The organism is Rhodococcus sp. I2R (assembly GCF_020889545.1).
GTDB lineage: Bacteria > Actinomycetota > Actinomycetes > Mycobacteriales > Mycobacteriaceae > Rhodococcoides.
On record NZ_JAHUTG010000009.1, the window covers coordinates 133,871 to 157,561 of the forward strand.

A 23,691-nucleotide genomic window follows, 5' to 3' on the forward strand; every position below is an offset into this window, starting at 1 on the left:
AACGCACCACAGACATGTGACGCAACGCAAAGTGCGTTGCGGCTGTTCGTCTTACGCGCCCGAAACCACCATGGGGTACGTTGCAGACCGGCGACGCGGCAAAGGAGTGCTCGAGTGAAGATCGTTCTGCCGTTCACCGGCAGCCGCGGTGATGTCCAACCCGGGCTGGCCCTCGCTGTCGAACTCGCTGGTCGTGGCCACTCCATCGAATTCGGCGCACCACCGAATCTGGTGCCGTTCGCCGCCGCGGCCACGGCATCGACCGACGGCATCACCGTGGTCCCCTTCGGCCCCGACACCAAGGCGTTGCTCGAGTCGGAGCTGGTCCGCACGCGCATCAAGGCACGAAACCCCCGAACGCGCCTCGCTGCGCTGGCCGAGTTGGCCAACTTCGGGTGGGACGAGATGACGCAGCAATTGTCGAAGATGGCAGTCGGCGCCGACGCTGTGATCACCGGCACTCTGGGCCAGGAAATGGCATTCAACACAGCCGAGGCGATGGGCGTTCCGTTCATTGCGTTGCACTACTGCCCGATTCGGCTCAACGGGTCGATGTCGGTGATACCGGGTCGGCAGCTCCCGGCGGCCGTGAACCGCGCGACGTGGCGCTTGCTGGAAACAACTCGGTGGCGGTCGATGAAGAAGCGGGAGAACCAGCAGAGACACGATCTGGGTCTGCGCGCCGCCACGGCCCCCCTTCCGAAAAGAATTTCCGCGTACGGCGGCGTCGAGATCCAGGCGTACGACGGTGCACTGTTCCCCGGTCTCGAGCGCGAATGGGCGAATGAGCGTCCGTTCGTCGGTTTTCTCGAACTCGTCTCCACCGCAACCACTCCGGGTACCGACATCGGCGTGGGCTCGCCACTGCGCACGTGGATCGACGACGGGACCGCGCCACTGTACTTCGGGTTCGGAAGCATGCCTGTTCGCGACCCGCAGTCACTGGTGGACACGATCGAGAATGTCTGTCGCAGAAACGGATACCGCGCGGTGGTGAGTTCGGGATGGAGCGCACTCTCGGTACGAATCGTGCCCGGATCGGTTCTCGCAATCACCGGCCCGGTGGACCACGCGGCGGTGTTTCCGCTGTGCCGAGCGGCAGTTCATCATGGCGGAGCCGGGACGACGGCGGCGAGCATACGCGCCGGGCTGCCCACGATGGTCTGCTGGTTCAGCGCGGACCAACCGTTCTGGGGTGCGGCGCTCGTTCGAACCGGCGCCGGAGTCTCGATGAAGTTCTCGGCCCTGAACACGGACAGTCTGACCGAGCGCCTGGCGACTCTACTCGCTGATCGAACTGCCTCTCGGGCACAGGAACTGGCCGCGTCGATGACGCCACCGGCAGACGCAGTTCGCGCGTCCGCCGACATCGTCGAACGCGCGTTCACCACAAGCGATATGTGAGGTCCCACCGGCGAAGGACGGCAGCGACCGCCTCGCGCATCTGTTCGTCCGTCCTGATGCGGTCCGGATCCATGCCGTGCACCGTGATCGTTACCGTGTCCGCAGTTTCACACGCCCAGGCCGTCGATCCACCTCCGAGTGAACGCGCGAACGCCGGGTCGGCTCCGGCGAAAATCGCTCGTGCCGAGATACTTGCAGCCGCGAAACCACCGATCATGGCGAAGTCGTCGGGGACTCGACCGAGATTCGAGCACAGGCCCTCGGCGCCGTCGGACGGCATCGGCATTCGCGCGACGAGCGAATCGGGCAGCATCTGCACGAGTTGGAGCGGCACGGCAGCAGCGGCGTTGCCGGTCTGCAAACGAGCAGTGAACTCGGTGAGAGCGGTCTTGACGGCCTTCCGGATTCGAGTCAGGTCCCGGTCCGCGGTCTCGGACACCGGCACCCGAACCGGGACGATCTTCGTCGAGTTGGCATCGAGATCGCCGATATCGCGGTCGCTGTACGGCAGTGACCACCGTAGTTCGTCCCCGGGGCGCGCACGGCCGAGCCGTTCGGCCAGTGCGGTCATCACTCCGATGAACAGAGACGTCGACGTTCCTCCCCATTCCGCGGCAGTTGCCTTCCATTCGTCGGCCGGGCATTCGATCACCACGTATGGGGGACTCCACAGATCACTGTTGCCTGCCACGACACTGCGGTGCGGCTGCTCGGGCTTGGGAGCGGCGCCGGGCGACGGCGCGCGACCGATCCCCGCGATACCGTCGGCCACCGTCCTGGCGGCCCACTCCACGATCGGTTTCAGCTCTCCGATCGTATCGTCGAAGTCGTCGACGAGCCCCCTGATCAGGGACGGCCGGGAGCCCAGGTCGGCGGCACGCACGCTCGGTTGTGCCTGATTGGCCTGGCGTACTGCAGCGATCATGGCCGCACCGTCTGCGATCATGTGCGAACACACCAGCGACAGCACCATCCCCCCGCCGTCGATGCGGGCAGCGGCGAGTTGCCAGCCCGTACCTTGCTCGGGGTCGAGCCCGTCGACAACCCGTTGCTCCGCCCAGCAACGTACGGCGTCCTGAGCAATTGTGGTGGACGCAAGGTCCAACGGCATCGACTCCTCCGATTGCACCCATCGGTGGCGTGCCGTCGGGAGCATCGGTGCAAGGACCGCCCGCGCCAACAATCCCTGCGAGAGATTCGTGTGCAGCTTCTTCAGCTCCGCGTCGGGCAGTGCGTTGTCGAACCGCCACACAAACTGATTGAACACTGGATTACCGATTCCGTGGTGCATTCGCAGGAACAAATGATCCGCAAATCCAATTCGTGCCATTAGCAGAACGTACTACATGGACAAAACGGCGAGCGAGATGAATTCTCGGTAACGCCTCTACGAAACTGCGCCGTAACAAATGAACAATGTTCATACAGATCGGTAGGTTTATTCGAAAGGCTCCGCATGCCCGGGGTCGACAGGGTTCGACAACACATCGCACCCGATACACACAGCGATACGTCCCGCAAGTCGGAACCTCAGACTGCCTGAATCTGCTGATGTGCAGCGCTATTCGAGCGGCCGTCATCGCGAATCCTCCACAGGATGCCGCTTCCGCCATCGGTCACCGCCTCCGTCAACCCCGTCGTCGGTGATCAACAACACTTTTTTGCATAGCGAATTACATTGGCATTCGACCTACTCTGAATTGAGGACGTTCGACCCTTGCATTGCCGCCGGGGCGGACACACGGGCGTTACATACGGTCGGTTCGTGTCAATTCGATTCACCGAGAACGAATGCGCGAACACTTATGAATTCGGCCGTACGAGGTCCGCTCCACCCGAAACTCGACGCACGAAAGCTCACCCCCCTCACCTAAGCCAGCCTCGGCTGGCCGAGCTCGGAATTGGATAAGCGATGGAATACACGGAACTGGCTGACTATCCCCTACCTGCCGGCACGCTGACCGAATGGTTGCCCGTGGTCACCGACGCCTCGGCATGGAACGCGGACGACCGACCGGTGTCCTTCACCCACGAGGATCACTGCAGTCGAGGCAACGACGGATCGTGGATCGGCACCGTCTTCGAGATTCACCGCCGCTTCGACGTCGAGGTGATGCGGCGCACGATGGCAAGCTACATCGCGCGGCACGAGGCGTTCCGCACCCGCGTCGAGCGTGACGATTCGACCGGCATCTGGCGCCGACACACTGTGCAGGCGGACGCCGTTCGAATCGAAGACCGCCCAGTACACGGAACGAGAACCGAATCGCAGGTTTTCGGTCACCTGCAGGCATGGTTCGCCGATGCTGTCTCGCCTACGCTGTGGCCGCATTTGGTGATGGCCACAGTCGTGCCGGAACCGCGGGTGGCCGCGAGCGCGCCGCAGACCGAGAAGTTCCTGATCGTCTTCGCCGCCGACCACTCCGTCATGGACGCCTACAGCCAGATCTACGCGATCAACGAGATCGATCGGCTGTACGCCCAAGCGTTGGACGGCACCGACCCCGGCCTCCCTGCAGTCGGTAGCTATGTGGACTTCTCTGCCCACGAGCGCCGAGTGGGTGAAGCACTGACGCCACAGGACAAGGCAGTTTCGGCCTGGAGCAGTTTCCTCGCACACGAGGAAGGCCGATTCCCGGCGTTCCCCTTGCCCCTGAACGCAATTCCAGAACAGAGTGATGCGGAATCGGCTGTGCCGGCGAGCCCGGCACTCCGTCAGAGCAGTGTGTCCTCGTGGTTGCTCACCGCTGCCCAGGTGGAGAAGTTCAACGCGGCCTGCCGTGCGTCCGGCCAGAACATGCAGTCGGGCATTCTGGCAGCACTCGCACTCGTCAATGCGCGGTTGTCCGGCGACGGCACCTTTCGCACCGTCATGCCGATGCACACGCGCCACACGCCGGAGTTGGCGGCCAGCGTGGGTTGGTATGTCGGAATTGCGCCGATCGAAATCCGGCTCGACGAGGCCCGCACGTTCGCCGATGCGATCCACTGCGCAGCGGCCGGGTCGAACGAGAACAAGGCGTTGGCGGTGGTCCCGTATTCTCGTGTAGCGGCACTGTTGGGTTCGACGGAGATACCTCGCTTCGTCGTGTCGTACATCGATCTGCGATTCCTGCCCGACGGGCACGAGTGGCAGACCCGCAAGGGGCGTGCTTTGCGCAGTGAGTGCCACGCCGAGAACGAGGTGTACTTCTGGATCAACCGGACGCTGGACGGACTCAACATCTCCGCTCGTTTCCCGAGCTCGGATGTCTCGACCACGAACGTTCATCGCTTCGTCACCGAGTTCGTCACGGTCATGACCGAAGTCATCGACGAGCCGACCGAGGCGCTGGACTCCGTGGTCGACGCCGTCGGAGCCGGCAGAGAATAGGAGCACGGGTAGCCGAAATGATCATCACCGCAATGGGTAATTGGAAGCCGAGGCCCGGCCGTCTGCTCGAATGGCATCCGACGATGGACGCCGTCCGTGTCGCTCAGGCAGCGCCGGTGCACCCTGCACCGCCGTCCTTCTTGCAGGAGGACCACCTGCGGGCTGCTGCAGCGGCAGCAGAACGCGGTGATGCTCATCATGCATACACCGGAGTCGCCACGGAGATCGACGGTGTGCTCGATCGCGATGCGCTCTCGCGCGCGATCGCGGCTTACGTACTCAGGCACGAGGGACTGCGGTGTTGGTTCGAGGTGGACCACACCGTGGTGCACCGCCGGTTGGCCGAACCTGCGGTGGCCGCCTTCGAACCGCGCGAGGCCGGTTCCTTCGACTCGGACGAGCAGTTTCAGCAGTATGTTCGCTCGCGATTCTCCGCTGAGGCAACGGCGTTCGAGTGGCCAGGTTTCGTAGTTGGTGCGATCGAGCGCGAGGACGGCTTCACGCTGTACTACGGGGCCGATCACGCATTCACCGATGGCGGCTCACAGGCGCTGGTCATCAGCGAACTCGCGGATCTGTATGCGCTCGAAATCGGAGCCGAGGCACCGGTACCGGCTCCAGCCGGTAGCCATCTCGACTACGCGGCACAGGAGCGCGACCGTGCAGCGCAGTACGACGCGGACTCACCCGAAATCTCAGCGTGGAGAGACGCATTCGCAAAAAACCACGGGAAGATGCCCCGTTTCCCTCTCGACCTCGGACTGGCCGCGGGTGAACGCGGACAGGTCCGAGTCGCCGAACGGCATCTGCTGGACGCCGAGGAAACTGCTGCTTTCGAGCGCGCATGCAAGGCCGCGGGTGCTCGTATCAGCAGCGGAATCTTCGCCGCAGTGGCCGTGACCGACCACGAACTCGCCGCGCGCGAAAGCTACTTCGGCATCACGATGCTGAGCACCAGGCACCTCGGTGACTACGGCCAGTCCCAGGGATGGTTCGTCAACTTCGCTCCCGTCGCGTTCGACGTCGCGGACGCCCGGACGTTCTCCGGGGTCGCGGCGCGAGCACACGATGGGTTCGACAGGGCCAAACAGATCGGAAAGGCACCCGTTCACGCAGTCCTCGGCGCCCTGGCCGCGGATGGAACCTTGGGCGACGAGCTTGCGGTCAGCCCGAACATGCTCTCGTACATCGACTTCCGCTGGTTTCCCGGCGTCGGTCGTCCCGCTGACGCCCGCGCTCGACACTTCACGGGCGAGGGCAGCACCTCCAACGCATCTATGTGGGTCAACCGCGATCACGAGAACCTGTATCTGTGTGCTCAAATTCCCGACAACCCCACGGCAACGGAATCGGTCGAGCGCTACCACGATCATCTGCAGTACGTTCTCAGCACGGTTGCCCGAGAGGGCGAGTATGCGGTGCGTACGGTCGACAAGGTGGGCAGCTGAGGGATGCATGTCACCTCGATCGCGCAGTTTCGTATCGAACCCGGCACGTATCTCGAGTGGCCGGTAGCGCTGGGCGCGGGTGAGGAATCAGCGATTCCGCCGTCGTTCAACCAGACATTTCACCTCTCGCCCGCCCTCGGTGCTGGCCCGCCCTCCCCGACCGTGTGGATCGCGGCGGCGTTCGAGGTGCCCGGGCGTCTCGACGTCGATGCCGCGACCTGGGCGATCTCGCAGTTCATCGAACGTCATGCCGCCCTGCGAACCACGTTCACCGCGAGCACGTCCCCCGGGGACGGCCCCGGCATCGACAGGCGCGTGCACAACGCAGCCGATGTTCGGGTGGGGCACCCCGCCGTGCGCGGGTTCGACGACGGCGATGGTCTTGCCTCGCATCTGCGCGCCCGTCTAGACGCGACGTGTCACCCATCGCGCCATCCCTCGTATTGTTTTGCGGCAGTGGATCGCTGCGAGAGTTCGACGATCGTGTGCGGATTCGATCACGCGCATGTGGACGCGGTGTCGATCACCGTAGCGGTCGAGGAGTTGTCTGCCCTCTATCAGGCCTACTCCTCAGGCGGTACGGCCGAACTCGACCCGGCCGGGAGCTTCGTCGAGTACTGCGCGATGGAAGCCGATACGCCGGCCGTCCCACTGTCCGACCGACGTATTGCTGCCTGGTCTCGTTTCGTCTCCGACTGTGGTGGCGGGGCACCGTCGTTTCCGTTCGATCTCGGCGTCGCGCCGGGCGAGAAGGCGCCGCAAGAGACGACCGTGCATGCGCTCGCTTCGGCGGTGGCGACGCAATCCTTCGAGCAGCATTGCCGCACGCTCGGCGCCGGTATGTTCGCTGCGGTCGCGGCCGCAATGGCGCAGGCGTGCGTGAAGATCGGCGGGCCCCGCCGGCTTCCCCTGCTGTTTCCGCTACACACCCGGCACGAGAAGCGATTCGCGCACGCGGTCGGGTGGTTCACCACCAATGCGCCGATGACGGTGACCGTCGGCAACAGCTTCGCCGATACGCTGGAATCCGCCCGATCCGAGTTCCGCGCGGCGCTGCCGCTTGCCACCGTTCCTATCTCGCGGATTCTCGGTGCGCTGGGCGAGGAGTTCGTGCGGACTCGCGAGGACGTGTTCATGATCTCGTACGTCGACTACCGTTCGCTGCCGGGCGCCGGTGCGAGCGCGCGGCGCGCACACCACATCAGCAATGTCACCACCGCCGACGACGCTCAGTTCTGGATCTCGCGCACCGACGAAGGACTGTCGTTGCGGGCCCGCTTTCCCGATACGCCGCGGGCACACCGCGTTGTGCAACAGTTCGCCGCGGCCCTGACAGAGGCGATACTGGCGGTGTCTGTCGAGTCCGAGCAATCGCGGGAACTCTCGCTCACCGGAACGACAGCCTAGGATCGACAGTGTCAGCTCGAATCGATCCCCCGTAGGAGCGAAGAAGAAGTGCCCATCGCAGCAGACCCCACCCCCACGTTCGCCGACTATGAGCACCCGGACCGCCTGGTGTCCACACAGTGGCTCTCCGCCCATATCGGAACTCCCGGCCTCAAGGTGGTCGAATCCGACGAGGACGTGCTGCTGTACGACGTCGGCCACATCCCCGGCGCCGTCAAGGTCGATTGGCATCTCGACCTCAACGATCCCGTCGAGCGCGACTACATCGACGGTGAGCAGTTCGCAGCACTCATGAGCCGTAAGGGCATCTCGCGCGATGACACCGTCGTCATCTACGGCGACAAGAGCAACTGGTGGGCCGCATACGCACTGTGGGTCTTCACGCTCTTCGGCCACGAGGATGTACGCCTGCTCGACGGTGGCCGCGACGCGTGGTTGGCCGAGAACCGGGAGACGACGCTCGACGTACCGGACTCCCCTGTTACCGAATACCCCGTCGTCGAGCGTGACGATGCACCGATTCGGGCATACGCGTCGGATGTCCTGAGCAGCCTCGGCACCATCCCACTGATCGATGTGCGCTCGCCTGCCGAGTACACCGGCGAACGTACCCACATGCCCGATTACCCCGAGGAAGGCGCGCTGCGGGGCGGTCACATCCCGACCGCGGTGAGTATCCCCTGGGCCAAGGCTGCGGCAGCCGACGGACGTTTCCGCACGCGCGCCGAACTGGACGAGATCTACGGCGAGATCGTCGCCCAGGAAAAAGTCATTGCCTACTGCCGGATCGGCGAGCGATCGAGCCACACGTGGTTCGTTCTCACGCATCTCCTCGGCCACAGCTCGGTGCGCAACTACGACGGATCGTGGACGGAGTGGGGTAATGCCGTGCGTGTGCCCATCGCTCGCGGCGACGAGCCCGGCGACGCACCTTCCAAGCAGTAGAGATGGCGGAGATGCCTGAGTCCTTGGCCGAGATAGTCGAAGACTTCGCGGCCGTCGACGGGCAGAACAAGCTGCAGCTTCTTCTCGAGTTCAGTCGCGAGCTGCCCGAGTTGCCTGCCCACCTGGAACAGGCGGCGATGGAACCGGTCCCGGAATGCCAGTCCCCGCTGTTTCTGTCCGTCGATTCCGCCGACACCGACCATGTGCAGCTCTACTTCAGCGCTCCCCCGGAGGCGCCGACCACCCGTGGGTTCGCATCGATTCTGCACCAGGGACTGCACGGGCACAGCGCCCGCGCGATTCTGGACGTGCCCGACGACTTCTATCTCGCGCTCGGCCTCGGCGATGCGGTCAGCCCGCTGAGACTGCGCGGAATGTCGGCGATGCTCACGCGCATCAAGCGGCACCTGAGGTAGTCACGTCGATCGAGACGACCCCGTGGACGCCCACGTGGGTCGTCTTGATCGATTCACCTGCACTCGGTAGACTCGCGACCGGACGAGCGAGCCCTCACGCCGTTTCGTCCGATCTTCCGTCATCGATCGAGAAATGGTAGTGCCGCATGGAGTTCACCGAGCTGGCGGACTACGCCATCCCAGCGGGCACCATCACCGAGTGGATTCCCAGCGTCGGCCCACACGCCGCCACCCCCGCCCTGGCCGGGTGGCAGCCCGATGACCGCCCGACGTCCTACGTCCACGAGGCGCACCTTCGACACAGCCACGCCAGCCCCCGCCGAGGCAGTGAAAGCTGGCTTGGGGCCGCTTTCGAGATCGACGGTCCGCTCGACAAGCCCGCGTTCAGACGGGCGGTGCTGGCATGGATCGACCGACACGAGTCGATGCGTTCGCACGCCTCGATCGACGAGCCATCCGGTCAGCTTTCGCGCGTCACGGCCGCCAAAGGCGCCATCGACATCTGGCAGGTCGAACAGGAACCGTGCGCGCAGTCCGACGAAGTGTTCGACCATCTGCAATATCTGTTCGACGAATACACTTCACCACTGGCCTGGCCCGCGTACGCCTTCGTGACGCTCGAGCCTCTCGAACCGACCCGGCCGTCGGGAGAGCACAACAGGATCACCGTCTTCTTCGCCGCCGACCACTCCATCATCGACGGCTTCTCCACCGCGCTCGTCGCTCACGAGATTTCCGTTCTGTACGCCGAGGCCAAAGACGGGCGACCTGCGGACCTGTTCGAGGCGGGCAGCTACCTCGACTTCGGCGTCTCGGAGCGGCGAATCCACGCCGAACTCGAGCACACGCACGATGCAGTGGTGGCGTGGAAGGAATTCCTCGACGACGGAGACGGCGAATTCCCAGCGTTCCCCCTCGATATCGGCCAGCCCAATTCACCCACCACTCCCCAGGGCGGGTTGTCGGCGTGGATTCTCGACGCCGAGCGCGCCGACGCTCTGTCTGTTGCATGCCGGAAGACGGGCAACAGCCTCTTCGCGGGGCTCCTCGCGGCACTGGCGGTTGCCGGCGCGGAACTGTCCGGCACCACGGAGTTCAGAACGATCAGTCCCGTCCACACGCGCGACCAACCACAGTGGGTCTCTTCTCTCGGGTGGTTCGTCGGCCTGTGTCCGCTCGCGTTCGACCTCGCCGATGCAGACTCTTTCGCGTCGATCGTCGCGAAGGCTTCGGATCAGGTCAACAGGACCAAACCTCTCGCGCGAGTACCCCTCGACCGGGTGTTCAAGGCCCTCGGTACCAGCGCGACGCCGCGCTTCGTCGTCTCCTTCATGGACGTGCGGTTCGCGCCGATGGCCGATCACTGGCACGAGTGGAACGCGCGCGCACTCCGCAGCAAGCACTACGACCACGACGTGTACCTCTGGATCAACAGAACTCCGCGGGGACTCAACATCGCCGCGAGATATCCGAACACCGAAACCGCGACCGCCAACGTGCATCAGTACGTCGGCGCTCTGCGTCGAATTCTCGACGAGGTGGTCGACACAGGTAGCGCCACCCTGCCCGAGCACGGCCTTCGCGGCCACCCTATTGGCACGGCGCCAATCGGACCGATCCCTACCGATCAGTAGGTGAGGCTCGCATTTTCGGGGAGTTCGTCGAAATCAGCATCCAGTTGGGATGCCGATCCGGGCTGTGCTTAAACTCCGGAGAGATGAAGTAACGTGCGGCACACACGGCCAGCACAGAACACTCGACACCTCAGGAGGCTCAGTGCCCAGCCATGCCAGTGCGCGTATCACCAAGGTTCTCGTCGCGAACCGCGGCGAGATTGCAGTTCGGGTGATTCGAGCGGCAGCGGACGCCGGCCTCACCAGTGTCGCGGTTTACGCAGAACCGGACGCCGATGCACCTTTCGTTCGCCTCGCCGACGAAGCTTTCGCCCTCGGCGGTCAGACGTCGGCCGAGTCCTACCTGGTCATCGACAAGGTTCTCGACGCCGCGAAGAAGTCCGGCGCCGACGCCATCCACCCGGGCTACGGCTTCCTCTCCGAGAACGCCGAGTTCGCCCAGGCCGTCATCGACGCCGGACTGATCTGGATCGGGCCGTCCCCGCAGTCCATTCGCGACCTCGGCGACAAGGTCACCGCCCGCCACATCGCTGCCCGCGCGAAGGCCCCGTCGGTACCCGGCACCGCCGAGCCCGTCAAGGATGCCGACGAAATCCTCGCCTTCGCCGACGAGCACGGCCTCCCCATCGCCATCAAGGCAGCCTTCGGCGGCGGCGGACGCGGCATGAAGGTCGCCCGCACCCGCGAAGAAATCCCCGAGTTGTTCGACTCCGCCACCCGCGAAGCCGTCTCCGCATTCGGCCGCGGGGAATGCTTCGTCGAGCGCTACCTCGACAAGCCCCGCCACGTCGAAGCACAGGTCATCGCTGACCAGCACGGCAACGTCGTCGTCGCCGGCACCCGCGACTGCTCCTTACAGCGCCGCTTCCAGAAGCTCGTCGAAGAAGCCCCGGCACCGTTCCTCACCGCCGAGCAGCGCGCCGAGATCCACTCCTCCGCCAAGGCCATCTGCAAGGAAGCCGGTTACTACGGCGCTGGCACCGTGGAATACCTCGTCGGCCAGGACGGCCTCGTGTCCTTCCTGGAGGTCAACACCCGCCTGCAGGTCGAGCACCCTGTCACAGAAGAGACCTCCGGCATCGACCTCGTGCTCCAGCAGTTCCGCATCGCCAACGGCGAAGAGCTCTCCATCACCGAGGACCCCGAACCCCGCGGACACTCCTTCGAGTTCCGCATCAACGGCGAAGACGCCGGCCGCGGCTTCCTGCCCGCACCCGGTCCGGTCACCACGTTCGTCGCCCCCTCGGGTCCGGGTGTGCGCGTCGACTCCGGTGTCGAATCCGGCAGCGTGATCGGTGGCCAGTTCGACTCCATGCTCGCCAAGCTGATCGTCACCGGCGCCACCCGCGAGGAAGCTCTGGCCCGTTCGCGTCGCGCACTGGCCGAGTTCAAGGTCGAAGGCCTAGCCACGGTCATCCCGTTCCACGCAGCCGTGGTCTCCGATCCCGCGTTCGTCGGCGACGGCGAATCCTTCGATGTCCACACTCGTTGGATCGAGACCGAGTGGGACAACCAGGTTTCCCCGTTCACTGCGGGCGAGCCCCTCGAAGAGGACGAGGCCCTTCCACGTCAGTCCGTGGTCGTCGAGGTCGGCGGCAGGCGCGTCGAGGTGTCGCTTCCGGGACAGTTCTCCCTCGGTAACGGTGGGGGTGCAGCTGGTGGTGGAAATGCCGGCGGCGCGATCCGCCGTAAGCCCAAGCCACGCAAGCGCGGCGGCGCCGGGGCGGGAGCTGCGTCCGGTGACGCCGTCACCGCACCCATGCAGGGCACCGTGGTCAAGGTCGCCGTCGAAGAAGGCCAGGAAGTCGCCGAGGGCGATCTCATCGCCGTCCTCGAAGCGATGAAGATGGAGAACCCGGTCAACGCTCACAAAGCGGGCATCGTCACCGGCCTGACCGTCTCCCCAGGATCGGCCATTACGCAGGGCACGGTCCTCGCCGAACTGAAGTAGCTGCGCACAGGTTCACGAGATCGAGCGACGTCCGGGTTAGTCTGTTTTCATGACAGAGAACCCGGACGTTCGCATCGGTACGGCCGAACGCGAGCAGGCATTGTCCAATCTCAGCGAGCACCTGAGTGCGGGGCGAATCACGCTGCCGGAGTTCGATGAACGCAGTGCCGTCATCGCAGGGGCGCTCACACGCGGTCAGCTCGATTCCGTCTTCACCGACCTGCCATCGCCCTCGCTTGCCCCGACCGGGTCGCGGCCGCTGGACATCTCGAAGTCGAACGCGCCGGCCGGACGGGCGGGCCAGGACGCGGCGGATAGCGGTTGGGATTGGCGCAAGACCGTCATGTCCATTTCCCCAGTCGTCGCGCTCATTCTGTTCTTCGTGGTGCCGGTCTCGAACAGTTGGCTCTTCTTCTTGCTCGTCCCTCTCGTCGGCGCCGTTGTCTATGGCGGTGAGCGATCGAAAGACAAACGGAAAGGTCGCGAGTGAAAACCGAAGCCCTCCTGTTCGACGTGTTCGGCACGGTGGTCGATTGGCGCACCAGCGTCGCGGAGCAGTGCGCAGCCGTGTTGCCCGGTTCGGTCGACTCCTTCGCTTTCGCAGACCGGTGGCGCAGCCTGTATCAGCCGTCGATGGAACAGGTCCGTTGCGGCGCACGCGAATTCACCCGGCTCGACGTGCTGCACCTCGAAAGTTTGCGCGTCGTTCTTTCGGAATTCGGTGTAGACCTGCCAGAGAGCACGATCGTCGAACTCAACCGTGTGTGGCACCGGCTGACACCGTGGCCCGATTCGATCGACGGACTCACTCGATTGAAGTCCCGATTCATCGTCGCGCCTCTGTCCAACGGCAACGTGTCTTTGCTTCTCGACATGGCGAAGAACGCGGGGCTGCCCTGGGATGCCATCCTCGGCGCAGAACCGGTGCGTGCATACAAGCCGACACCCGAGTCATATCTCCGCACCGCTGACATTCTCGGCCTGCAACCCCACCAGTGCATGCTGGTCGCCGCACACAACGACGACCTCGCCGCAGCCCGCGACTGCGGCTTCGACACCGCGTTCGTGTGCCGCCCCACCGAACACGGTGCGCATCAGAGCAGCAACCTCGGCCCTACCTCCGACTGGACGTACAGCACCGGTTCGATATCGGAGTTGGCGGATCGACTGAACTGCTGACCTCAGGCAGGCCTACCGTCTACGAGGTACGAATGGGTCAGCATTTCGAGGAAGTGCCCGGTCGGATCACGGAAGTACACTCCCCGGCCTCCGTGCCCGTGATTGACGACGCCCGGCTGAGTCATTCGTGGATCAGCCCAGTGCTCGATTCCATCCTCGACGAGCCGCGCATATGCGGAGTCGAACAATTTTTCGTCGACGCGGAACGCGTAGTGCTGGAACTGGATATCGTCGAATGGCGGTTCGGCGAACTGAACAAGCGTGCCGTCGGTGAGTTGGACGTTGAGGAAGAACCCCCACGACGGGGCTTCTGGTAGGTCGAAGATTCGGCGAAAGAACGACGCCGATTCGGTTCGATCTTTCGAGACGACAATGGTGTGGTCGAACGAGATGGACAACGCTGCCTCCGGGCAGTACGACGCCTCCATGCCTGACGCAGTCCGCCATCGACACGCGACGATGGGGAACATCGTGCCCGCAGCTTGCGAGGCGTGTCAATACCCGCCCCAACGTTCTCGGACATCGACGAGCGAGCCGCTGGCCCATTGATTCACTTCGGAACGGGACCGAAGGCGAACGACGTACCTCCGCCCCCTAGAACGGTGGGGGTTGGTGTTGTTCGCGGATTCTGAGTATTGCTGTGTGTTCTCGGAATCTGCGGCGGATTTTTCGGATGCGGCTTCGGGCTTCGTTGGCGGTTGCAGCGCGTTGCTCGGTGATGGTTGGTGGGTTCTGGCCTTCGGGGATGTTCTTCTCCCACCACGTTTCTTCGGTGTGATCGATCGCGGGCACCCGTTTGCTCCGCCGCACGGGATGCACGGTGGTGGGTAACGCGAACTCCGGCAGAGTGATCCGCACGATCCCGGCGCGCGAGGTCCACACGATCGCACCATGGGCATGCATCACCGCCGTCCACATCCGCGCGGTCTTCGCTTGATGATGGCAGGTGCACAGCGGCTGCAGGTTCGAGGCGATCGTCCAGCCACCTGCCTCGGGACTGCCGTGATCGAACGGGACGATGTGGTCGAGCTCGCACCGCTCGGCAGGTACCTCACACCCGGGAAACGCGCAGCACCGGTACGCCATCCGCACCAACGCCGAGGTCACAGTGTTCGGTCGATACACCAACCCCGCAGCCGGCGGCACCAGCAGACCCCCGTGACCATCCGGAAACACCCCAGGATGCGAAGGGTTCTGCTCCACCATCGCCGACAACACCGCAGCGTACCGACTCAGCGCAGTCTCGTCGGGCAGCATCGCGGGTGGCGTACCGATCGGCGCCACACACGAGAAATCCGGTAGCACGGCCGCGGGACCGGACCGTCCGCGCCCGAGCACCCGCATCAACGCCAGCGGCACTCCGCCGGGGGTAGTAGGAGTCCCCGGCTCATCCGGTGCCGGCTCTGGTTCGGCCGTGTTCCCGGGGTTGTCGGGTGTTTCAGGGCTGCGTGATGCTTCGAGGACAGTGACCAGCTCGGTGAGAATCGCCTGCCACCGAGCATCACCGGCCAAGGTGCGCACCACCTCCGGGTTCAACGCTATCCCATCCGGCAACGACGCCGGTTCCGCCGTCAACCCCAGCAAGGTCTCCACCCCGATCATGATCTGCAGCAGATGCCCGCGTCTGGGCGGTTGCCCGTCGGCGAGTCCCGCGGCAGGGCAGTCGGCACCGGTACTGCAGGTGCATTCGAGGGCATGCTCACCGTGCAGTAACGCGAGCAGTCCATCGACCCGCAGTTGCGGGCGCGAGCGTGGGTCGTTCTTGCAGACCGTGTCGGCGATCTCGGAGATCAACTGCTCGGCCTCGGCGCCCTGCAGGTCCGTCATGTGCGCGGTGAGCTGCGCCATACCGTGGTCTTTCGGATCGACGGTAACCCTCGCGTCCAGTTTGGTCGACTCGTGCTGTGCTCGGGTTGCCTCGTCCTCGTCGAACCGCATCCACAGATGCCAGATCCGTTTACGTAGCGATCGCGGGTTCAGCCGTTCCGCCGCCGCAACGCATTGGTGTTCGATGGCTCTGATCGTGTCCTCGCTGGCTTTGCTGAGCATCGAGGTCAGCACCAAGACCTTGGTGTAGTCGAGGGTCCCGCACACGAACCGAATAGCGGTCAGCGGCATCCAGTTGAGGCGCTCGGCGACCCCGACGAGCTTGCGGGCGACATCGAGTGAGATGTTCAGTGCCGTCGCGATCTCGCACAGTGCCTCGCGGTGCGCATCGGACGGGTCCCCGTAACGCCTCTCCGCGTCCGCGAGCCGGAACTCGATTACCTCGCAGACCGATTCGACGATGCGGGCACGCTCGATGTTCTCTCTGTAAGCGTCGCGCGCGAGCACGCCGAGTATCCCCGCGACACACACGTCGGTGTCCATGGCGACACCCTCGAAATCCCCCGATTCGAACATACTTGCGAGTGTAAGCGATGGGTCCGACACGTTTCCCGATCCCGATCGACAGCCGGAATACCCACTGCGCCTTGCACCATCCGCCAAAGGCCATCAGCCCGAAGCACTCACAAGCGCGCGAGCAGGTAGGCCTGCTGTTGACGTTCACCACCGGAGGGTTCGCGAATCACCTGAACCTCCACCGCGAAGCCTGCATAGTTCAGCTGCTCGGCGATCCTTGATGGCCGCAATCTGTAGGCGTCGTAACTGACCCTGTGCCCGTACACATCTTCGAGCCGCACCCGCTCGTCGCCGATCTGAAAGGCAAGCAACAGCGATCCGCCTGGCCGCAACAGGCGAGCGAATTCCTCGAACACGATCGGCAATTGTTCGGGCGGCGTGTGGATGATCGAATACCAGGCAACGATTCCATCGAATCGTCCCGCAGAAATGGGAATGTCGAGAAGAGAGCCGACCACGAACTGCGATTGCGGACACGCAGTCAATGCGAGGCGGATCATCTCGGGCGATAGATCGATTCCTGTCACCGCCAACCCGAGACCATCAAGATGCTCGGCGACGCGCCCCGATCCGCAGCCGGCGTCGAGCACAGCTCCGTCCCCGCCCGAGGTGACCAGTTCCGCGAACACTGCCAGCAGACCACGGTCGAGCGGCTTGTCCCCGAGGTCCGAGGCAACGAGTTCGGTGTAGCTTTTCGCCACGGTGTCGTACGCCGCCCTCGTCATTGCCTGGTGATTGCGCATCGAGGCGTCCCTGTCGGGACCCCGATCAGCGGAAGTCACGATCGACCCCGGTTGCCCAGTGGGAGCATTCGACGAGTGCGACGTCGGATCTGGCAGCCAGAAAAGCGCGCGCGCCCGAATCGCCTGTGGAAGCGACGACGACATCCGCCCAGTGTTCGCGTCCGAACACCACCGGATGCCCCGGCTCGCCGGCGAACACCGCCCTGGCCAGGCGCGAGGGCTCCGAGCGCGCGGCGCCGAGCACCGCGCGTACCACCTCCGGTCCCACGTCGGGGGTATCGACAACGTGGACGACGGCGAACTCGGCCTCACCCGCTGCCGACAACCCCGCCTTCAGCGATGCACTCAGTCCCGAAGCCCAATCCGGTGCGTGGACGGCGCGGGCACCTTCGGGCATCGGGGCGTCGGCTGCACCGAGAACCACCAGGACACTGGAGCAACCGCCACCGAGGAGAGCGCTGACGGCCGTGTCGAGCCAGCCACCGTCCTCGGCGAGCACCTTGGGCGAGCCGTATCGACGACCCTCCCCCGCTGCGAGAACAATTCCAACCGCGACTTCTGACACCCAGCAACCTTCCATTTGGATCTTCGTACAACACGCGGCTCGTGACTGCCTCGAATATTGTGCGCGCTCGACTCGCGGCAACCGCCCCGATACCGGATTCTGATAGCACTTCTCCTGCAGCGTGGCAGGAATTCATGCCCTGGTTGCTACCGCGAGGTGTCCACATGTCCGTTCTACCCACCAAGCGTCGCCGTGTTCACCCCGTCGACGAGGTCCTGCCTGTTCCCAAGCTGGCCGCGTACGGCTTCCAACACGTCGTCGCGTTCTACGCCGGTGCCGTGTTGGTGCCCATCATCATCGGCAGCGCGATCGGACTGACCAACGAGCAACTCATCCATCTGATCAACGCCGACCTGTTCACGTGCGGTATCGCCTCGATCATTCAGTCGGTCGGCTTCTGGAAGGTGGGTGTGCGCCTACCGCTGCTTCAAGGTGTGACCTTCGCGGGCGTTTCGCCGGTGATCGCAATCGCGATGGCCAACGGCGGCGGCACAGAGGGACTGCTGTACGTCTACGGTGCAGTCATCGTGGCCGGCCTCTTCACGTTCTTCATGGCACCGTACTTCAGCAAGCTGCTGAGATTCTTCCCACCGGTCGTCACCGGAACCGTCATCACCATCATCGGCGTCGCACTGCTTCCCGTAGCCGTCAACGACGCAGTGACCAATCCGGCTACCCACGAACAGGATCCGACGAACGGACGGTGGATGGCGTATGCCATCGGCACGTTGCTGATCATCGTGCTTATTCAACGGTTCTTCAAGGGATTCATGGCGACGATCGCGGTGCTGCTCGGCCTGGTGATCGGCAGTGCCGTCGCGTTCTTGCTGGGAGACATGAACTTCGACGGCACCAGCGAGGCATCGTGGGTGGGCTTCACCCAGCCGTTCCTGTTCGGCGTCCCTCAATTCAGCCTGGTGGCCATCATTTCGATGATTGTCGTCATGCTCATCATCGCCGTCGAAACCACCGGCAGCGTCTATGCCACCGGCGAAATCGTCGGCAAGCGCATCAAGAAGGAGGACATCGCGGCGACGCTGCGGGCCGACGGCATCGCGACCACGATCGGTGGCACGTTCAACTCGTTCCCGTACACAGCGTTCTCGGAGAACGTCGGACTCGTACGTCTGACCGGGGTTCGAAGCCGATGGGTCGTCGCCACGGCCGGGCTGTTCATGATTCTCCTCGGCCTGCTACCCAAGACCGCGGCTGTGGTGGCTTCCATTCCGCCGCCGGTGCTCGGCGGCGCCGCTCTCGCGCTGTTCGCAACGGTCGCAGTGGTCGGCATCCAAACTCTGTCCAAAGTGGATTTCACGGACCACCGCAATCTCATCATCGTCGCGACGAGCCTGGGTCTGGCCATGTTGGTCACGATTCAGCCGACGGTCTCGCAAGGCGTGCCTGCGTGGTTGGAGATGCTCTTCGGTAGTGGCATCGTGCTGGGGGCAGTCAGCGCGATCGTCCTCAACGTGCTGTTCTTCCATGTCGGAGGTCGCGGCAGGACCGTCGCCGGCGGGCCGGGTAAGGGCATCACTCTCGAACAGGTCAATGCGATGTCCCCGGAGGAGTTCGCGTCGACCTTCGGTGGCCTCGTGCAGGGCACACCCTGGGTTGTCGAGCGTGCCTACGAGCAGCGTCCTTTCGCCGACGCGCACGGCCTTCGGGAAGCTTTCCAGGCAGCACTGTTGGCCGGCACCACGGAGGAACAGCTGGAACTGATCAACAACTATCCCGACCTAGGCAGCGAGGACGCGACGGGCACACTGAATGCGGCGGACCACACCGGCCTGTCCAATCTAGAGGAGGACGAGCACGAGAACATCGTCGAGTTGGCCAGCGAGTATCGCGAGCACTTCGGTTTCCCGCTGGTCATCTGCGCGCGCGAGACAGAGCGCTACGATCGCGTTCTCGCGAACGGCTGGTCGCGGATCGAGAACGCAACAGCTACCGAGCGTTCCTTTGCGATGATCGAGATCGCCAAGATCGCCAACTACCGTTTCGACGATCTCGTCGCCGACGCCAACCCGATCGCGTCCGCCCGTTTCGGTCGGCTCGCCGAGCACAGATAGAGAGACTGCCGTGCTACACGAATGGATCGGCCTCGAGGGGTTCAACAGACTCTCGGACAGGCAGGCGATGCATGCGCTGTTCGAGTGCTGCTCGTCGTCGATCTGGGCGCGCCGCGTCGCTGGATCGCGTCCGTTCACCACTCGGGATCAGCTCCTCGACCGGGCCGAACGGGTGCTCGCCGAGCTGCCGGAGGCCGAGATAGATCGGGCACTCGACGGTCATCCACGGATCGGCGGCACAGCAGACAATGCCTCCTCCCAACGCGAGCAGGCAGCCGTGCAGCGCGCCGGATCGGACTTACTGACCGAGCTCGCCGCGGCGAACCGGAAATACGAGGATCAATTCGGCCACGTATATCTGGTGTGCGCCACGGGCAGATCAGCCGAAGAGTTGCTCGCTATCCTCGAAGAAAGGTTGGGCAACGATCCGGAAACCGAGCGACGGGTGCTGCGTGTGGAATTGGCGAAGATCAACAGAATTCGGCTGAATCGACTGTTGGGGCCGGAGGAATGAGCGGGCTCAGCACCCACGTGCTCGATGCAATGAACGGCACCCCTGCCGCCGGGGTCGCGGTGTCCTTGTTCGGCACCGGCGCGGAAGCCTTGACCACGACGACAACCGATGTGGACGGAAGGGTGCCCGAGCTGGCGCCGGGTCCACTCGAACCCGGGGTATACCGGCTCTCCTTCGACACCGGCAGCTACTTCGCACAACTCGACGTGCCCACGTTCTATCCGGAAGTGTCCATATCGTTCACCGTGACCAGTACCGACGCCCACTACCACGTCCCATTGCTGTTGTCGCCGTATGCCTATTCGACCTATCGCGGGAGTTGACATGACTGATCTGACCGGAAAGATCGTCCTCGGGGCGAACCAGTACGGGAAAGCGGAGAACCGGGTGGTGCGAATCTACCGGGACACGCCACGGCACGAGATTCACGACATCAACGTATCGAGCGCGCTCCGCGGCGACTTCTCCCCCGCCCACCTCGTCGGCGATCAGTCGAACGTGCTACCCACCGACACTCAGAAGCAGACCGCGTACACGTATGCGAAGTCCAAGGGCCTGCTGCACATCGAGAGCTACGGTCTCGACCTCGCCCGGCACTACGTCGACGATGTCGACCCGGTCGAAGCAGCAAGCATCGAGCTGGAGGAGTATGCCTGGCAGCGGGTGGTCATCGACGGCGCAGAGCACGATCACACCTGGACACGCAAGGGCGAAGAGATCAGAACGTCGGCCGTCACCGTCGAGGGCTCGGGCGAGGACCGAAAGACTTCGGTGATCAGCGGCTTCAAGGAATTGATCATCCTCAAGTCGACCGGTTCCGAGTTCTCCGGCTTCCTCGAGGACGAGCTGACCGTGTTGGAGCCGACGCACGACCGCGTCATGGCGACATCACTGACCGCGCAGTGGCGCTACACCCACACCGATATCGATTGGGACGCTGTGTATGCCGGAGTGAAGGCCGCGATGATCGAACGCTTCGCCAATCTTCAGTCGCTCGCACTACAACAGACGCTGTATGCGATGGGTGCGGCTGTGCTCGAGAAGTACCCGTACATCGCCGAGATCCGGATGTCGGCGCCGAACAAACACCATTTCCTCTACGACACCGGTCGCTTCGGCGTCGAGAATCGAAACGAGGTGTTCAACGCCGACGACCGTCCGTACGGTCTCATCCAGGCAACCGTCGAGCGCGAGGACGCTCCTGAGGCGGGCAGTGCCTGGCGGACCTTCCAGAGCATGTGAGCGGAAATACATGCCCCACTATGCATTTTCGCGCACATGCGGCGGAGCCGTCTAACGCAGGATCTGCTCCGCCCATTCCACCAACGGTGTCATCTTTCGCCACGAATCCCTGACCTGCACAGCCGCTTTCGGAGTCTCGAGCCATCCGGGTGAACCGAAGTGCTTGCTGACGGTCAGCGTCTTGTGGCGCAGCAGGGTGATGCGCGGATGGTCGGCGTCGTAGCCGCGCGGTTTGGTCTTGAGCTGGTCGCCTCCCAGCGCGAACCCAGCCTTTTCCATCACCGCGACGATGCCTTCAAGTTCGGTTCCGCGAACCTCGGTGTCGACGGCCTCGCGAAATCGAGCGACACCCTCGGCACTGGCGCCGTAGAAACCCCCGGCGACGAACAGCCCGGCCGGGTCGATCTGCACGTAGTAGCCGAGACTGGGGCCTCGTGCTATGAATGCGCCCTGGTGGGCCTTGTAGGGGGTCTTGTCCTTGGAGAAACGCACATCGCGATACGGCCGGAACAGCTTGGCTTCACCGAACTCCGGCTCGAGCTCGGCGACCAATGCCTTCATCGGCGCCTTGACCTCCTGCTCGTACACCTCCTTGTGGGCGTTCCACCACACCTTGCTGTTGTCCGCTTCGAGGTCCTCGTAGAAATCGAGTGCAGCGAACGGTATTCCCGTGAAAGCCATGCTGCAATTCTAAGTCGCCTGGTCTCTAGGCTCCCTGGTCGACGTCCCCACCGACCTCAGCGCGAGGTACACATCGAGTCGGTCGGTCGTGGACCCGAGATCGCGACCCAGGAGCTCCTCGACCCGCTTGATGCGATAGCGAACGGTGTTGAGGTGCACGTGCAGCACCTCGGCGGTCTTGTTCCACGACCCGCCCTGAGCGAGGAACTCCTCCAACGTAGACAACAGAACCGAATCGACGTCGTATTCGAGAACCGGACCCAGGACACGTTCTGCATACTGGCGCCGAACTCTGTCGGGGAGAATCGAGACCAGTGACACCGCCGAGTCCAGGTCGCCGGCCGTCACGATCGCCACCTGCCGATCACTGGCTCTGGCCACGTCGAATGCGTGCCGCGCAGCATCGACGGCACCTTCGAGAGCAGCACCGGTGACCTCGGAGCTGACCCCGACCACCAACCGGCTACGCCCGATACCCGGAGCCAGGCGTCGCAACCGCGTACGAAGAACCGGCACGATGTCGACGTCCCTCGTGCCCACGATCCCAACGATGTCCCCCCTGCTCCCACCGCCAACGCAACCGCCACCGAACGAGGTGAGCGTATCCAGCAGGAGCGTCCTGAGCAGCTCGTTCGCATCGCTGCGCCCCACGAAGGCCGCACTGATCACAACCAGCGGACTATCCGGATCCACCCCGGCCTGACGAAGACGAACGAACGTTTCCCTACCGAACCCCTGCAGCCCGTTTCGCTCGCTGCCACCCTCGAGAAGGCGCACGGCCTGATCGGCGATCTCGCGGCGGACCAGCCTGCCCTCTTCCCTGCGCGCTCGGTCCAGCGCGGCAATCGCGGCGAGCTGACCGAAGGCGTCGGTGATCGCCGGGGCGAACGTGGCGAAGTCGCCCGCCACCGCCAGGAACCACCGCGTGGCGCGCATGGACAACGATGCCCCGACGCCGAAGATGCTGAATGTGCGCGCCCGGCCCCCGGCCCGCTCGTCGCGCAAGGTCACGGTAGCGGGCAGGCTTTCGGCCGAGAGCGCGCGATGAGTCAGCGCGTCGACATCCGAATCGGACAGCGGTGTCGCCTCGATCACCAGTCGGCGCCCCGTCGCGGTGAAAATCAAACACTGCATGCCGGTTTCGCGCGTGGTGTGCAGCGCGAGCTCGTCGAGGGCACGTCCCTCGGCCACTGCTGCGAGCAGTTGCCGCTGACGCATCAAGGATGCGTTCAACGTCGCGATCCGGTCGCCCGCCACCCTGCCGACCAGAAACTCCGTGACGTCGCCGAAGGAGACTGAATCCGGGACCGCCAGCAGCGGCAGCCCGTATCGCTCGCACGCCTCGACGAGATCGTCGGGAATATGGCCGAGCAAACCCTCACCCGCCGCCAGGGCCGCAGCCCCGGAGTCGAACACGGCGCGAGCGAACCTCTCGGAATCCGCGGCCGAACGACGCCACACCAGCCCTGTGATGACGAGTTCACCGCCCGCGATGTATCGCGACGGGTCGGGAAGATCGGTCGTGAACGTCCATCGCACAGTACGTTCGAGGGCTTCGGTATCGGTGGTGAGCATCCGAATACCGAAGTGCGGTACCTCGAGCAAGTCCTTGACCTGCACATTTCCCCCTGAACCGGACGACTTTGTATGAACGGACAATAACCGCGCGGTGTTTCGGTCGGGTTTCCGTCGTATCGCGTCACAACACCTCCGGCGT

General features: G+C 64.1%; 21 protein-coding genes. 14 read left to right on the forward strand and 7 right to left on the reverse strand.

The window, feature by feature from the left end; translation table 11 throughout:
- The first annotated feature begins 114 nt into the window (after positions 1-114).
- The gene (locus KVY23_RS11670) at positions 115-1,404 is read left to right on the forward strand and encodes a glycosyltransferase (RefSeq protein ID WP_230556510.1); all 1,290 of its coding nucleotides are present in this window, start codon (positions 115-117) and stop codon (positions 1,402-1,404) included.
- Here KVY23_RS11670 and KVY23_RS11675 read toward each other — a convergent pair.
- Positions 1,385-2,671: a hypothetical protein gene (locus KVY23_RS11675; protein WP_230556511.1), complete on the reverse strand. Its 1,287-nt coding sequence runs from the start codon at positions 2,669-2,671 to the stop codon at positions 1,385-1,387. The genes KVY23_RS11670 and KVY23_RS11675 overlap by 20 nt on opposite strands.
- 645 nt (positions 2,672-3,316) lie before the next feature.
- Here KVY23_RS11675 and KVY23_RS11680 point away from each other — a divergent pair.
- From KVY23_RS11680 to KVY23_RS11720, 9 genes are all read left to right on the forward strand, one after another.
- Positions 3,317-4,777 carry a condensation domain-containing protein gene (locus tag KVY23_RS11680; RefSeq protein ID WP_230556512.1) on the forward strand — a complete coding sequence of 487 codons (1,461 nt, stop codon included), beginning with the start codon at positions 3,317-3,319 and terminating at the stop codon, positions 4,775-4,777.
- 17 nt (positions 4,778-4,794) lie between these two features.
- Positions 4,795-6,225: a condensation domain-containing protein gene (locus tag KVY23_RS11685; RefSeq protein WP_230556513.1), complete on the forward strand. Its 1,431-nt coding sequence runs from the start codon at positions 4,795-4,797 to the stop codon at positions 6,223-6,225.
- 3 nt (positions 6,226-6,228) lie between these two features.
- On the forward strand, positions 6,229-7,632 hold the full coding sequence (locus tag KVY23_RS11690; protein WP_230556514.1) for a condensation domain-containing protein: 1,404 nt from the start codon (positions 6,229-6,231) through the stop codon (positions 7,630-7,632).
- Positions 7,633-7,680: 48 nt separating this feature from the next.
- Complete coding sequence (locus KVY23_RS11695; protein WP_230556515.1) at positions 7,681-8,577, forward strand: sulfurtransferase; 897 nt, start codon at positions 7,681-7,683, stop codon at positions 8,575-8,577.
- Positions 8,578-8,579: 2 nt separating this feature from the next.
- Complete coding sequence (locus KVY23_RS11700; protein ID WP_206511290.1) at positions 8,580-8,993, forward strand: SufE family protein; 414 nt, start codon at positions 8,580-8,582, stop codon at positions 8,991-8,993.
- Between the two features lie 146 nt (positions 8,994-9,139).
- Positions 9,140-10,627 carry a condensation domain-containing protein gene (locus KVY23_RS11705; RefSeq protein WP_230556516.1) on the forward strand — a complete coding sequence of 496 codons (1,488 nt, stop codon included), beginning with the start codon at positions 9,140-9,142 and terminating at the stop codon, positions 10,625-10,627.
- A 142-nt stretch (positions 10,628-10,769) separates the two neighbouring features.
- On the forward strand, positions 10,770-12,578 hold the full coding sequence (locus KVY23_RS11710) for an acetyl/propionyl/methylcrotonyl-CoA carboxylase subunit alpha (protein ID WP_230556517.1): 1,809 nt from the start codon (positions 10,770-10,772) through the stop codon (positions 12,576-12,578).
- Between the two features lie 49 nt (positions 12,579-12,627).
- Entirely contained in the window at positions 12,628-13,068 is a 441-nt protein-coding gene (locus tag KVY23_RS11715) for a DUF1707 domain-containing protein (RefSeq protein ID WP_230556518.1), read from the forward strand.
- Positions 13,065-13,757: a haloacid dehalogenase type II gene (locus KVY23_RS11720; RefSeq protein ID WP_206511292.1), complete on the forward strand. Its 693-nt coding sequence runs from the start codon at positions 13,065-13,067 to the stop codon at positions 13,755-13,757. Before KVY23_RS11715 ends, KVY23_RS11720 begins: the two co-directional genes overlap by 4 nt.
- 2 nt (positions 13,758-13,759) lie before the next feature.
- Here KVY23_RS11720 and KVY23_RS11725 read toward each other — a convergent pair whose 3' ends face one another.
- The 4 genes from KVY23_RS11725 to KVY23_RS11740 form a co-directional block, all read right to left on the reverse strand.
- Complete coding sequence (locus KVY23_RS11725; protein ID WP_308070762.1) at positions 13,760-14,227, reverse strand: VOC family protein; 468 nt, start codon at positions 14,225-14,227, stop codon at positions 13,760-13,762.
- A gap of 124 nt (positions 14,228-14,351) precedes the next feature.
- Entirely contained in the window at positions 14,352-16,160 is a 1,809-nt protein-coding gene (locus KVY23_RS11730) for an HNH endonuclease signature motif containing protein (protein ID WP_230556519.1), read from the reverse strand.
- Positions 16,161-16,267: 107 nt separating this feature from the next.
- Entirely contained in the window at positions 16,268-16,903 is a 636-nt protein-coding gene (locus KVY23_RS11735; RefSeq protein ID WP_230556520.1) for a class I SAM-dependent methyltransferase, read from the reverse strand.
- A 25-nt stretch (positions 16,904-16,928) separates the two neighbouring features.
- Positions 16,929-17,468 carry an NTP transferase domain-containing protein gene (locus tag KVY23_RS11740; protein WP_230556521.1) on the reverse strand — a complete coding sequence of 180 codons (540 nt, stop codon included), beginning with the start codon at positions 17,466-17,468 and terminating at the stop codon, positions 16,929-16,931.
- Between the two features lie 164 nt (positions 17,469-17,632).
- Here KVY23_RS11740 and uraD (KVY23_RS11745) point away from each other — a divergent pair, with 164 nt between their 5' ends.
- Genes uraD (KVY23_RS11745) through pucL form a run of 4 tightly spaced genes read left to right on the forward strand, consistent with a single transcriptional unit; the run spans position 17,633 to position 21,293 of the window.
- Positions 17,633-19,537 (forward strand): 2-oxo-4-hydroxy-4-carboxy-5-ureidoimidazoline decarboxylase, encoded by a 1,905-nt coding sequence (gene uraD / locus KVY23_RS11745; RefSeq protein ID WP_206511296.1) that lies wholly within the window; start codon positions 17,633-17,635, stop codon positions 19,535-19,537.
- Between the two features lie 10 nt (positions 19,538-19,547).
- The gene (gene uraD / locus KVY23_RS11750; protein WP_075840790.1) at positions 19,548-20,051 is read left to right on the forward strand and encodes a 2-oxo-4-hydroxy-4-carboxy-5-ureidoimidazoline decarboxylase; all 504 of its coding nucleotides are present in this window, start codon (positions 19,548-19,550) and stop codon (positions 20,049-20,051) included.
- Positions 20,048-20,374 (forward strand): hydroxyisourate hydrolase, encoded by a 327-nt coding sequence (uraH, locus tag KVY23_RS11755; protein ID WP_230556522.1) that lies wholly within the window; start codon positions 20,048-20,050, stop codon positions 20,372-20,374. Before uraD (KVY23_RS11750) ends, uraH begins: the two co-directional genes overlap by 4 nt.
- Before the next feature lies 1 nt (position 20,375).
- Positions 20,376-21,293 (forward strand): factor-independent urate hydroxylase, encoded by a 918-nt coding sequence (gene pucL / locus KVY23_RS11760; protein WP_230556523.1) that lies wholly within the window; start codon positions 20,376-20,378, stop codon positions 21,291-21,293.
- Positions 21,294-21,344: 51 nt separating this feature from the next.
- Here the strand turns inward: pucL and KVY23_RS11765 are convergent, their stop codons facing one another.
- Positions 21,345-21,974, reverse strand: a complete 630-nt coding sequence (locus KVY23_RS11765) for a DUF2461 domain-containing protein (protein ID WP_230556524.1) — start codon at positions 21,972-21,974, stop codon at positions 21,345-21,347.
- 9 nt (positions 21,975-21,983) lie between these two features.
- Positions 21,984-23,594, reverse strand: coding sequence for a PucR family transcriptional regulator (locus tag KVY23_RS11770; protein WP_230556525.1), 1,611 nt, complete (start codon positions 23,592-23,594; stop codon positions 21,984-21,986).
- Between the last annotated feature and the right edge of the window lie 97 nt (positions 23,595-23,691).